At 42.1% G+C, this 12,972-nt stretch carries 12 protein-coding genes; 4 read left to right on the top strand and 8 right to left on the bottom strand.

Annotated elements, in window-relative coordinates; translation table 11 throughout:
* Positions 1-59: 59 nt before the first annotated feature.
* The 8 genes from QE382_RS14885 to QE382_RS14850 all read right to left on the bottom strand — a co-directional run bounded on the left by QE382_RS14885 (position 60) and on the right by QE382_RS14850 (position 8,875).
* On the bottom strand, positions 60-1,229 hold the full coding sequence (locus tag QE382_RS14885; RefSeq protein WP_307186597.1) for a cytochrome-c peroxidase: 1,170 nt from the start codon (positions 1,227-1,229) through the stop codon (positions 60-62).
* A gap of 25 nt (positions 1,230-1,254) precedes the next feature.
* Positions 1,255-2,238 (bottom strand): SGBP N-terminal domain-containing protein, encoded by a 984-nt coding sequence (locus QE382_RS14880; RefSeq protein WP_307186596.1) that lies wholly within the window; start codon positions 2,236-2,238, stop codon positions 1,255-1,257.
* Positions 2,239-2,343: 105 nt separating this feature from the next.
* The gene (locus QE382_RS14875) at positions 2,344-2,913 is read right to left on the bottom strand and encodes a hypothetical protein (RefSeq protein ID WP_182332226.1); all 570 of its coding nucleotides are present in this window, start codon (positions 2,911-2,913) and stop codon (positions 2,344-2,346) included.
* A 67-nt stretch (positions 2,914-2,980) separates the two neighbouring features.
* A complete protein-coding gene (locus QE382_RS14870; RefSeq protein WP_307186595.1) occupies positions 2,981-3,967 on the bottom strand; it encodes a hypothetical protein in 987 nt (328 codons plus the stop codon).
* Between the two features lie 41 nt (positions 3,968-4,008).
* Positions 4,009-4,749: an HmuY family protein gene (locus tag QE382_RS14865; protein WP_307186594.1), complete on the bottom strand. Its 741-nt coding sequence runs from the start codon at positions 4,747-4,749 to the stop codon at positions 4,009-4,011.
* 222 nt (positions 4,750-4,971) lie between these two features.
* Positions 4,972-5,664, bottom strand: a complete 693-nt coding sequence (locus QE382_RS14860) for a hypothetical protein (RefSeq protein ID WP_115048471.1) — start codon at positions 5,662-5,664, stop codon at positions 4,972-4,974.
* A 29-nt stretch (positions 5,665-5,693) separates the two neighbouring features.
* Positions 5,694-6,449 (bottom strand): HmuY family protein, encoded by a 756-nt coding sequence (locus tag QE382_RS14855; protein ID WP_307186593.1) that lies wholly within the window; start codon positions 6,447-6,449, stop codon positions 5,694-5,696.
* 47 nt (positions 6,450-6,496) lie between these two features.
* The gene (locus tag QE382_RS14850) at positions 6,497-8,875 is read right to left on the bottom strand and encodes a TonB-dependent receptor (protein ID WP_307186592.1); all 2,379 of its coding nucleotides are present in this window, start codon (positions 8,873-8,875) and stop codon (positions 6,497-6,499) included.
* Between the two features lie 311 nt (positions 8,876-9,186).
* Between QE382_RS14850 and QE382_RS14845 the strand changes: the two genes are divergently transcribed.
* The 4 genes from QE382_RS14845 (at position 9,187) to QE382_RS14830 (ending at position 12,959) form a co-directional block, all read left to right on the top strand.
* Entirely contained in the window at positions 9,187-10,044 is an 858-nt protein-coding gene (locus tag QE382_RS14845) for a heme/hemin ABC transporter substrate-binding protein (protein ID WP_307186591.1), read from the top strand.
* A gap of 5 nt (positions 10,045-10,049) precedes the next feature.
* Positions 10,050-11,081 (top strand): FecCD family ABC transporter permease, encoded by a 1,032-nt coding sequence (locus QE382_RS14840; RefSeq protein ID WP_307186590.1) that lies wholly within the window; start codon positions 10,050-10,052, stop codon positions 11,079-11,081.
* A 33-nt stretch (positions 11,082-11,114) separates the two neighbouring features.
* Complete coding sequence (locus QE382_RS14835; RefSeq protein WP_307186589.1) at positions 11,115-11,906, top strand: heme ABC transporter ATP-binding protein; 792 nt, start codon at positions 11,115-11,117, stop codon at positions 11,904-11,906.
* 90 nt (positions 11,907-11,996) lie between these two features.
* On the top strand, positions 11,997-12,959 hold the full coding sequence (locus QE382_RS14830) for a helix-turn-helix transcriptional regulator (RefSeq protein ID WP_307186588.1): 963 nt from the start codon (positions 11,997-11,999) through the stop codon (positions 12,957-12,959).
* Positions 12,960-12,972: the final 13 nt, after the last annotated feature.

Raw genomic sequence — 12,972 nt, 5'->3', positions numbered from 1 at the left:
CTCCGCTACTGTGGAGTACTCAAAATGTCCCAAAGGTATCCCCTTTGGGATTTTTTATTTTAGGGTAATACAGGTCGCTCTGTTTTGCTTGGCACATTGGATAAACTCTCCAAAAAAGCCAAGATATTTTCCTGTTCTTTACTACTTAATCGGACATTTTGGATATGTGGCGATAAGGTGCCATTTACCTGTTGTCCTGTCTTTTGGGGCATCCCTTGACTCAGTAGGTTGATCAGTTCACTTAAGCTCGAAATACTACCATTGTGCAGGTAGGGTGCAGTATGGATCACATTGCGCAGACCTGGCGTGCGAAATTTACCTTTGTCTGTTTCCAGTGCTGTCGCCTCAAAGCGACCATTGTCCAAGGCACCTTTGCTGGTAACAGCATAACCCAGGTTATGAAAATCGAGATCAGTAAAGAAGGCACCATTAGCATAACCCAGGTTATGAAAATCGAGATCAGTAAAGAAGGCACCATTATGGCAGTTGATGCATTTCCCTTTTGTGCGAAACAGATGGAGACCTTCGAGCTGTGCATCGTTTAATGCCTGGTAATCTCCTTTGATAAAACGGTCAAAGACGGTTTCACCACTGCTAATTGATCTTGAATACGCTGCTATGGCATCTAGCAATCCTTCGACGCTCATCGTCTGGCTCGAGTAAGCCGCCTCATATAAACGAAGATAGCCTGGTATAGCTTGCAGCTTAGCGGGTAAAGCAGTCGTATTTCCGCCCATTTCGATCGGGGAGTTGATGGCTTCGGCAATCTGCTCCCGATAAGTCTTTGCGCGGCCATCGTGGAAGAGTTTGCCTTCCAGGTACCAGACATTTTCTAGGGAAGGTGTATTGCGGTGATGCAGTGCGATACCATCTGCCGTTGTTTTTTGGTCGATCCAGTAGGTGTCCGGATGATGACATGAAGCGCAAGTCTTCATGCCATTACCGGTGCGGGGGTCGAAAAATAAGGCTTTGCCAAGTGCGATTAGCTCGGCCTTATCTTTCGATGGGTTTTCGGGTAAAGCGGCCAGTTCATGTACCTTGATATTGCTGTACCAAGCAGCAGCTGGCCATTGCGTTACCGATTTACTATATTGTTGGCGTAAGGTTTCTTCAGGTTGAGGGACAATCATTGGCTCTTCTGGTGTAGACTTACCTTTGCGGCAGCTGTATACAATGATAGCTGCTAATGCGATTATGATAAACTGCTTTGTTTGATTAGCGACAAACACGATTAAAATGAGTTGGTAAGGCGTATTAGTTTAGCGTGATATAATAAGTATCCTCTAATAATACTTTTCCTGATTTGTCTACCATTTTTAGCTTGTTGATTCCACTACCCGCTACATTGGACGGTATAGGGATGGTAACCGTCATTGCGTTCACATCAAATACCGCATTGTTTATAGTATATTCTTTATTCAGATTGTCCACCGCGATGAAATGGTCAAAATCGCTTTTAAAATAACGCTCGTAAAGGACTTTACTTTGCAAAGGAGCCACAAAGTTTTCTCCTTTTTTAACGCTATATAACAGATTACTCTTTATTAATAGATTGAGGATGCTAGGTAAGACAGCCTCAAATGAATCGCTTACGATGGAATAACGGCCTGACACCAATTTGACCTTATAGCCAATACCTGCTTTGAAGTCATCTGGAGCAGCAAAAGTAACAGCAAAATTAGTGGGTACTATATTTTTGCTAAACGAAAGTAATGTTTCTTTTCCATCTTTATCTATTAAATAGCCTTTAGTTTGTGTCTCGTTGGGTATAATGTTTTCTCCAATAAAAGTAAACATATTCGGATCAGTGATATAGTATTGACCAGACGATAAACTGTTAAATGTAGCTTGTACTATGGGCTGATTGTATTGGAAGGTCAATGTATAGTTTTTGCTGGATCCGTCCTGTGCCCGAACAGTATAGGTGATGGGTTTTTCGGATTGGAGTTTTATCGGTGTACCCGATGCAGGCGTAATAGTCGCTAATTCCGAAACTTTAATCGTAGGTGTAATGTTTTCGGGCTGCTCAACCAATGGAGGCCAATATAAGATAATCTGGTCATTCACAATGCTGGCTGACAAGATTTTGCCATCAGCATCCTGAATGCTAAAAGATTCAATGTCATTGTAGGGTAGGCTTGGGTATTCCGTTTTACAGGACCAGCATGTTAGTGCTAGCATAAAAATCGCTAGAAATTGAAGGATATGTATTTGTTTTTTCAAAAATGAGTGTTGCATAATTTTTTTGGTTAAAAAAATCGTTATGCGGATGTTGATTAGGCTAAAAAGATCCGCAACCCATCCACCAGGTTGCGGAATCTTTCATTCATTAAATAGGAGGGACTATAATGCCTTAACTTCGATATTGGTATCTGCTTTTACTTGTAATTGACCTGCCACTACTTGTTGGCCAACATTTGTAAAATTAATTAACTTAACAGCATACGAAGCTCCGGAAGAATTTCCGACCAACACGGTCAAAGGTTGGATTGCTTGGTTTGCATGGCTATCTAAATCATATTCATACCATTCGCCACTACCCTGTGATGATACTGAAGTCGCTGTTGCCCAATCTGATGCTGTAACGGAAGCGATGTCTTTTGCTACCGTTCTGATCGAATAAGATCCATTAGCCTTGATCGAACCATTTACATGGCTAAAGAATGCAACTTGACCAGAGCTACTCAAGCTTTGTGCACCTGTAGCAAGGTCGACATATACTGCAGGCCAAGTTGCTGCAGCTGCTGGGCTCCACCATTGACCTACAACAGTGTAGTTACTATTTGCTTTAGCTTGGTTCAGCGCTAAAGGAGCTGTTGCTGATTCTGTTGTTGGGGCTGCTGCCCATACTGCTGCCGATAGCACAGTCACGGCCATCGCTGATTTTAAGATAGTTTTGATGTTTGAGTTCATGTTGAGATCTCCTCTTGTTTTAATTTATTTAATTTTGATGCCACCATGGCATACTGTGGATGCTTGTTTATGATTCCGTTATTGTACTTGGAGACAACTGTGTCTTTACAACATCGGCCCAGTCTTTAAATTGGAATTTGATCTGCAAATTATCAAAGGTTCCGATTGGAAGAGTCGCTGGTAATGAAACTGTCATTTCGGTACGGTTATAAGATTTAATAGTCAATGGATAATCTTTTCCATTGAGTGTCATGATAACGGCCGTAGGATCTAGAATAACCTTATCTAGGCCAGCTTTTATGGTCCAATCTTTATTTTTTGCGAAATTTAGACCCAATAAGCTAACAATTACGTCAGGTTGACGGTATGTAATTTTGAGCGGATTGGCTAATGTAATTATATGGTTGATGTTGGTTACCTCTACATCATAGGTACCTGCTTTAATATCGGATGGAATGCGGTTTTCCCGTTCGGTACCCGTATAGCTTAATTGGTATCCAATCCCCGATACTTTCAGGCTATTCGGCGTAGCCATTTGATACCGTTCTTTCGTTTCTTGATTAATCAGTGCAATACTCACCAATGCAGGGTTGGTATGCATAAAGGTCCCATTTATCGCTGGAAAACCAGCTCCAGGGCCTTTTGTAAGCGAAATAGAAGATGTCGATGCAAAAGTCGCTTCAAAAGATGGTGTACTTTGTAATTCAATTTTTAAGCTATAGGTTCTTGTGGTACCTGTAGCGGACTTTACGGTATACGTCTGGTTCTTTTCATCTGTTTTAACAGGCAAAATTTCTTCTGTTAAACTAGCACCATTCGCGACCTTAATAGTAGGGTCGATGACGAGCAACCCATAATAATAGGGAAGATATACCGTAATGACATTTTTTTCATTGTCTATAGCGCCATAGATAACCTCATCATTAGGGAGGTTGGTGACCTTGTATTCGAGTATCTTATCTGCAGGAAGTAAGGCTAATTCTTCCGTTTTGGTGCAGCGGGTTAGCAGCAATCCTAAAAAAAGGAAGCTTAAAATGCTGTATATTCTTTTCATGTTAGTTTAGTGTCTAAATCAGAATGCTTAGCTTATATTATTTAGTTAGCAATCACAAATTTGGTACTGCCAGCTTTGGCAAGCATATATTGGAATGTAAAGAATGGTGTTGGTGAATCTTTAAACCAATCTTTTGGATCCAAGAGGTCTTTATAGATACTTTGTATCTTGATCTTGGCATAGTTTCCCTGAGCTGTACGGACGATCAATGTATTGCTTTCGATGGGATAGCAAACGTGTTTTTTGTTTTCGGCTCCACCACCTTTGATTACGCCATCAAAATCATATAAATACCAACCTAGACCTTCACCAAATGCTCCTGAATCATCTGTACCATATGCTTTTTCACCTTTGCGGAACTCGGCGTCTGAAGGGATATCGATTACATCTTCAAATTTTTTCTTCACAATGAGTATACCACCTTTCCCTGGGCCACCTTTACCAAATCCGTTTGCTGTATTATTGCAATTGATAAAACTGCGGTATATTTCTGAGCAGGAGATATCCCATCGTGCGGTTAGTTTATAATCCGGTGTCACAGCTTTGTTCTGTTCCAGGCTGTAATATATTGGTGATTGCGCCGTGGTTGGTGCACTTCCAGCAGGTAAGTCTTCGCCAAAATTCTTAACCGTAATCAAGCGGTTGAACATAGCTTCTGGTGCAACAGGATCTGGTTCAGGCTCTACTGCTGTGGGCTCGCTTTTGCTGCAAGACCCCAACACAATTAAAAATGCCAATACCGGTATGAATTTTAATAGTTTACTGCGTTTCTTTATTGTCATTGTTACTCGTTTTTTTGTTAGTTGATAACTTGTCCCTTTTCTATACATGCAGTAGGCGTATTAGTATGTTATTTTTATTTAAATTGATTCTAAATAATAGTAAAGATAAAATCTTTTGCTGATAAAGTGTGTATGAAAATTGGTATTTAATATATTTTTTTCGGTTTTTGATTTTTGGTTAACAAAAGCAGCTGGAATTTTATACCAGCTGCTATCTTGATACTATTTAAATTCTTGGTAATCGATGGAGTAGAAAAAATAATTGTTTGGTGCGATTTCACGATTCATCGTTTCATTCTCATAAACATTATTCATCCTAATTTTAAAAAAGGGTTTACCTTCCTTTGAAATGATAATTGTTCGATTTGCTACAGCTAGAACTTGGTGATTTGGTTGTCCTGTATAATTCGCCCAACCAATTACATTTGGGGCGTAAGACGATTGAAGTCCTAAAAGATTATTTGAAGCAGACGTAAACTGGTCGGTAGATTTTACATCTTCAAAAGCTTTGTCAATAAAGGATAAGGTGTAGCCTTTAACATTATTTGTTATTAAATCTACATTGGAGCTTTTCGCGTTAAAAGAAACAATAAAATCGCTCGCATTTAAGCCATCATTCTCTTTAAAATCAAAATAATAGGTTTGCGCTGCAGTTGTTGTTGCTTTTCCATCTTCACCGATTGTAAATTGTTTAAAGTTACGAAGTGAATAGGTATTGCCTGTACGCTTGATTGTTCCTTGTGTATTGATCGTTTTGGAAACCTTTGTTAAATCAACAGTTTCACCGTCTTTGACCATAACCTTAGCTTGGTATTCCGGCTCGACTTGCTCCACCTTATCATCATCCTTGCTACAAGAAGTAAAACCTAAACTCAATGCACATAGTAGTGCTGCTGTTGTAAATAATCTATTCATCTTTAATTTAATTGTGTAATTTTTCCTTATTATAATGTGTTTGTATTTAAATCTTTACTGCCATCCTGCTGTACATAATATTTAAATGTATAGTATGGGGCAGGCCAATTGAGGTTGGTTACCGCCGCTGGATTTCCCTTATAGGCATTGATCAGTTGCAATTTGGCATATTTGCCATCGGGTAAGCGAATCGCATAGGTACGATTGGGGAGCGCCTGCATAATATGGGTGCTTAAGCTATAGCGAAACCATCCATCAGAACCATCGGTTGCTGCCCAGCCAATTTTGTTTACTTCACTTTTATTAAACTCTTCATCCGAGGGGGCTATAGTGACACTCTGATAGGCTTGTCGCAGTAAAACCACAGCGGTATTATTTGCCTGGCCGCCATAACCTGGATTGTATTCATGCTGGGAATTGTTCACATAGATCTCCGAATTGTAAGGACCTGTAAAGGCAATATCCCAATCTTTTGTTTTAAGCCACTGCGCAGAATCGGCTTTGGTTTTAACCCATATTTGCTTTTGGTCTTTAAAACGAAAAAGAAACATAAAAAATGGTCTTTGCTCTTTTCCTTCAGTACCTTCTCCCATGGCTGCATCGGTATCGCCAGCAAGATCTTTGATCAGAGTACTTTTGCCATCTTCTAATCCGATCGTATAGTCTTTGTCTTTCCCGCAGGATACGACTGTCAATAGCAATAGTGCTGAAAAAATACAACGGCCAATCTTGTGAAAGGAAAGCCAGATGCTACATTCTCCTATAATCATGCGAATCGTTCTCATCTTTTATCTTGTACTTGGTGTGCTAAATTCTTGTTCATTAGTGCTTATTATTCTTTTATCCAACGGTAGCTGACACCACCCATAATAACCCGTCCAGGCTGCCCGAGTAGATAACGGCTTGTAAAATTGAATAGATTGTCACCGATCAGACGCAGTGTGAATCTGCGGTTCATCAGACTCTTTTCTACCGTCATATTCACCAATGTGTGATAGGGAATAAAGATGTCATATTTGTCGATAAACTGGTTGCCATTATATTCCTGAAAAGGTGTGGCACTTCTGAAATTGACACGCGCATTGACATTAACGCCCCAGGGTTTATATTCATATTGGGCTTTTGCGTTGAACATGTGTCTCGAACGGTCTTCAATACCCCAATAATCCGATTTTTTACTCTGGCGATATTCGCCTGTAGCGGGATCGTTGATCTGGTTATAGGGATAACTTCCCTTGGCAATACTATCCAATACACTCAGGTCTTTGGCAATCAAATATTGATAGCCCATCGACAGTTGCAGATCTTTGGTTGCCTGATAGGTCAATGAAACTTCGAAACCTTTATTCATGGCTTTCGGCAGGTTGCGGTAGCTATAGATCTGTGCGACTTTGGTTCCGTTACCTACACTAACTGTGTTGATCTGATTGTTGATCCTATGGTAGAAGACCGAGAAATCGGCCTGAAATCTATTGGACGGACTCCAGGTAAGTCCAATATTGTTTGAAATGCTGGTTTCGGCTTTGAGATTACCCGCTACCAAATTGAGTATATAACTGTTTTTATAACTCAGTTCTCCGGCTTGATCCATAGCTGCAATCACATCGGCTACGCGCTCTGAGCCCACGACCAAATAGTTGGCTGCTGGATTGAAAAAGACCTGATAGCGCATCTTATAGTCGGGTGCTTTAAATCCTGCTCCGATACCACCTTTGATCAAAAGCTTAGGGCTGAGATGATATTGCAGGCCGAAACTTGGACTCAGATGGCCATTGTAGACATTGGTCTGATCGTAGCGTAGACCCAGCGTCGTCAATAAGCGGTCTACAGGTTTCCATTCGGTCTGCAAATAGGCGAATGCGCTGTTCAAAGAGCGCTTGGCATCCAGATCCTGGTTGTCCATCAGTTCAAGACTACCGCCTATACCACCGGTGAGTTTAACCTGTTGTGCGGGGCTATACGCAAATTGCTGTTCAATGCGGTGTACATTTTGACCGAATTGCTCGGCACTGGCAACAATACCTTGTTGCAACCATTGTGCGGCAATCTGGGAGTGGAAACGCGAGAAATAGTAACGTGTCATACTGCGCAGTCCCGACTCGAAATTATGGTCGTAACTTGCCGAAAGGTTGATGTCCTGATCTTTTTGTTTATCCTGTAGTGTGGCCGATTCGGACCATGCATTGATCATTTCAGATTCCCGGGCTGCATAACGCCCTGTAACGCCCAAGGTGCCATTTTTGCTTGTACGATAACGCACTCGCCCCTGGAAACTATAGTTGGTATAAGGCGGAAAAGTGGTGCTCTTGGAGTCCAGGTATTGCTTGTCGGTATTAAAACCATCCGTGCGGTAGTAATTGCCCGAAAACACTGCGCTGCCGCGTTGATTAGCAAAAGGTGTCTCAGCTTCCAAAGTGGCATCGACGGTATTGAGACTGCCATAGAGGAGGGAAGCCTGTGCCTGTGGTGTGATAGCACCATGGCGTGTAATGATATTGATCGCACCACCCAATGCATCGCTTCCATATAAGCAGGAAGAAGCTCCCTTGATGATCTCGATACGCTCAATATTGGTCACCGAAATACGGGACAGGTCAAAGTTGCCACTGTTGCGCCCCAGCATAGGTTGCCCATCTACCAGAACCATCACGTAGTTGCTGCTGAATCCCTGGATCTGCACACCGACAGCTCTGGAGCCTCCGGCGATATCGTTAACAATGGCGATACCCGTCTGTTCTTTTAAAACTTCATCCAGACGACGGCTGCCCATAAGCTCGATCTCCCGTTTGGTAATAACTTTAACGGGCATGGCTGCATTTTCAGCCTTAACGAGATTGTCTACAGCCTGCACTTTACCCTGCACATCAACTACATCCATCTGCCGTTCTTCAGCTTTTAACACAAGGGTCAATTGCTGATTTTTGTCTTCCAAATCGATAACTTGACGGTACTGTTGATAACCCATGGCCTGTACCTGTAATTCGTAGCGCCCCGCATAGAGTTGGGAGAATTGAAATCTCCCTGCAGTATCTGTTTTAAAAGCATATTTATCTGGATAAAGATAGATAGTCGCATTGGCGACGCCTTTATTGGATTCGTTTTTCAATACACCGGAGATTTTCCATTTTTCCTGTGCTTGCACAGTGTAGATCTGGCAGGCGCAAAGGGCGATCAGGGTGCTTGTTCGAATAGGTGAGCTGTTTTTAAACACTATTTTTATTTTTAATAATTCTAAATAATGTTACAAAAAAAGGTAATCCTATTGGATTTTTCTCTATGCAAAATGTCATAAATTCTATTTAATCCGTTTTTTATGGACTGAAAAGTAGTTTGGATTTAGTTGTATGTTGCTGTTTATTAATGGTTTGTCAGGGTTTTTATGTTGAAGTATGCTGTTCTAAAAGAAATAATATAATTTGTATTTAGACTGATTATTGATTTGTTTTGTACTCAAGTTGAACGGCGAGAGGTAAAACCATTCCTGGTGATCCGCTATCGCCATAGTGGAGATAAAGAATTACAATGAGTAGATTTTATGTTATTATACTGTGTTTTGTGATGCAAATCGGTGGATGGGCGAGGGCACAGCAGAGAATCATTACGTTAAACAGTTCGTTGACCGAAACGATCTATGGACTGGGAATAGGTGAGCGCATGATCGCTACCGATGTGACAAGTATATCGCCCAAAGCAGCGGCGGCCTTGCCGAGGGTAAGCAAGAACCGTTCGGTATCGGCCGAAGGTTTATTATCTTTTAAGCCAAGCATCGTTATTGCGAATGAGGGAGATGTATCCAAATCGGTCATTCAGCAGATTCGTGCGGCTGGTGTGAAATTTGTCTCCATTAAACCAAACTATTCTGTTCCGGGTGCACTTCGTTACATCCAGGAGGTCGCAGACGCCGTCGGTGAATCTGCTGCAGGTAAAAATCTGGTTTCCCGCACGAAAGTAAGCTTGGATCATACCATGGAATTGGTGAAAAAGGAAAATCAGGGTAAAGCGGCACCCAAAGTATTGTTTTTATATGCCCGTGGTACGGGTACCATGAGTGTAGCGGGTAAAGGCAGTAGTCTGGATGCGATGATTAATCTGGCTGGTGGTAAAAACGCGGTTCAGGAATTTTCGGATTTCAAACCCTATACAACGGAAGCGCTGGTGCAGGCCAATCCAGATATTGTGTTGCTATTTGATTTTGGCGCAAGTAGTCTTGGCGGTGAGGATGCTATCCTCAAATTGCCGGGGATGCGTATTACGAATGCGGGTAAAAACGAACGTATCTTGGTGATGAATGCCTCGCTGCTGGTCAATTTCAGTAATCGGCTGCCAGACGCAATCTTAGCATTGCACCGTGGATTTGGAGAAATGATGGATTCAAAATAAAGCCGGTGCAAAAGAAACAGAAATTTATTCTATTGACTTTGGGCCTGGTATTGGGTGTCGTCAGTATTGTTGCCTTGGGGATGGGGGCTTACCATATTCCACCCGCTGATATCTTGAGGATGTTGACGCAAAAATTGCACTTCGGAAGTGCGGGAGGTGTGCATAATATGCACGAAGATGTTCTTTTTGAGATTCGTATGCCGCGTCTTTTGCTCGGACTTTTGGTGGGTGCAGCATTGGGTATATCGGGTGCTGCGATCCAGGGTATATTCCGCAATCCCTTAGCGGAGCCCGGATTAATTGGCATTTCATCTGGAGCTTCTCTTTTTGCGGTACTGATCATTGCCTTTGAGACTTTTCTCTTTACCTCTTTGGCTGCTTGGATTGGCTATTATATATTGGCTTTTGGCGCTTTTGTGGGCGCTGGTTTGACCGCTTTTTTGGTTTACCGTATTGCCAGTAAAAATGGCCGCCCCAATGTGACGACGATGTTGTTGGCAGGTATTGCCATCAATGCCTTTGCGGGTGCGCTGACAGGTTTGATGACCTATATGTCTACAGAGCAACAGTTACGTACCATCACTTTTTGGATGCTGGGTAGTCTTGGTGGGGCTACTTGGGATAACTTAAGGGCTTTGGCGCCATTTATTTTAATCCCGGTGCTAATCTTACCTTTTTTTGGAAAGTCGCTGAATGCCTTTTCCCTCGGGGAGTTGCAGGCGGATCTTTTGGGTATGCGTACCGATCGCGTCAAACGCTGGGTGGTTGTTTTATCCACACTTGCTGTGGGAGCATCCGTTGCGGTATCGGGGATCATTGGTTTTGTGGGATTGATTGTTCCTCATACCGTTCGTCTGATGGGCGGGGCGGATCACCGATTTGTACTTCCTGGTTCATTGTTATTGGGGGCGTTGGTGCTGACGTTGGCAGATGTGATTGCCCGGGTTGCTGTTGCACCCATTGAATTGCCCATCGGCGTCATTACAGCTTTATTGGGTACACCGGTATTTTTGTATATTTTAATCAAAGATAAATAGTCTTTTGGCAGAGGCTTTAAAAATAATTGCATTATGCTACGTGTAGAGAAGATCAACTACGAAGTAAACGGACGAAAGCTCCTGAAGGATATTACCTTTCAGGTACGTAAAGGTGAAATTCTGGCAATCCTCGGAGCCAATGGCGCTGGTAAATCGACGCTGATGGGGGTGCTTTGTGGTGAAAAGAAGCCTGATTCGGGAGCTGTTCATCTTAATGGAAGGGCTTTATCGACATATGACCCAGCGACGCTCTCTAAATGCAGGGCGCTGTTGAGCCAGCAGCAGCAGATGACGCTAAGCTTTAACGTGAAGGAAATTGTGCTGATGGGAAGGTATCCTCATTACAAGAATACACCGAAGGAACATGACTATAGTGTCGTTGCGGAAACCATGAAGCTTTGTGGGGTGTCGGCTTTCGCTGAGCGGGATTTTCTGAGCTTATCGGGTGGCGAACAGCAGCGTGTCCATCTTGCACGCATCTTGGCACAGGTCTGGGACAATCCGGATTCACTGCTGTTATTGGATGAGCCAATCTCTGCCCTCGATTTACACTATCAGCAGAAAGTCCTTGCGATAGCCCGTGCGCTTGCCCGTAAAGGATTTATGGTAGTGCTGATTGTGCATGATGTCAATTTTGCGGCAATGTATGCCGATCGTATCCTCATGCTAAAAAATGGGCGTAAGCTTTTTCATGGAACGCCTGTAGAGGTGCTCGCCCAAAAGGAAATTTATACCATCTTTTCGGTGGAATCAAACGTCATTATGAATCCAAGAACACTGAAACCGTATGTTCAGTTGGAGGAAATGGATATTGATCTGGGTTAGGTTTTTATTTAGAAAGATTATAAATAATTTTAACGTGCCAACTTATTTCTTTAATTTTGTGTATTTCGGACATATTTTGGATTTGTAATCATGTTGGTTAAAAGTAAAATAGTAGAGTTATCAGATTGGCTTTTTGAAGAGGAGATTCCGGATGGTTATGTTCCTGACAAACCTTTAGTGGAAAATAGAGTATTCATATCCAAGGATCCTGTGCATATGAAGAATTTCCAGCTATCCACTTCAGGATTGTTTATCTTGCATTCAAAGATGCAGTTTGATCGGCCTGTACAAGTGCTTACGGAGATTGAAGGGGAGACAATCACAAGTCAGTTTATATTTTTTAAGCCGACAGACAGTAAACTACCCTATGGTATGAGCAGACACAATATCCGTTATATTCCTTCGATTAAATCTATTCATGAGGTAGAGCCTGGAATCGAATATACTTACTTTATAGCCGTTATATCCAAGGAATATTATCTCAATCTGATTAAACGTGACTCGCTGTTGCACCAACAATTTGTGCGCGAGATCGAAAAGGGAGAGTATACATCGTACTCAGAAGAGGACCTGATAGCAACTTACGAGATGCAGCATACCATAGCTGAATTGATTGAATCCAAAAAGAAAGGTGAGATCCGCCGATTGCATACTGAATCGCGTATTGTTGAATTATTGATGTACCAATTTGAGCAATATAACGAGAAGAAGGAAAGTAGTAACTCATTATTCCACGAAGAGGACGTGCAACGCCTGGAGATGGCTCGGCAAATCTTGGAACAACGCATTGCAAATCCACCAACCCAAAAGGAACTCGCTGCAGAGGTACTCACCAGTGAGAGTAAACTCCGAAAGGATTTTAAAGAGTATTTTTCGGTTACTATCCACGATTACCTTATACGGGTACGAATGGAAAAGGCCAAAAGCTATCTTTTGGAAGACAAAATGACAGTTTACGAGGTTGCATTATTAACGGGCTATGGACATCAGAATAACTTTAGCAGCGCTTTTAAAAAATATTATGGGATTTCGCCTGGCGAGCTCAAAATGTAATTAAATTTTCATT

The organism is Sphingobacterium zeae, from assembly GCF_030818895.1.
In the GTDB taxonomy this organism is placed as follows: Bacteria; Bacteroidota; Bacteroidia; order Sphingobacteriales; family Sphingobacteriaceae; genus Sphingobacterium; species Sphingobacterium zeae.
Note: the sequence above shows the minus strand (reverse complement) of the source record. Positions and strands in the feature narration are given on the sequence as shown.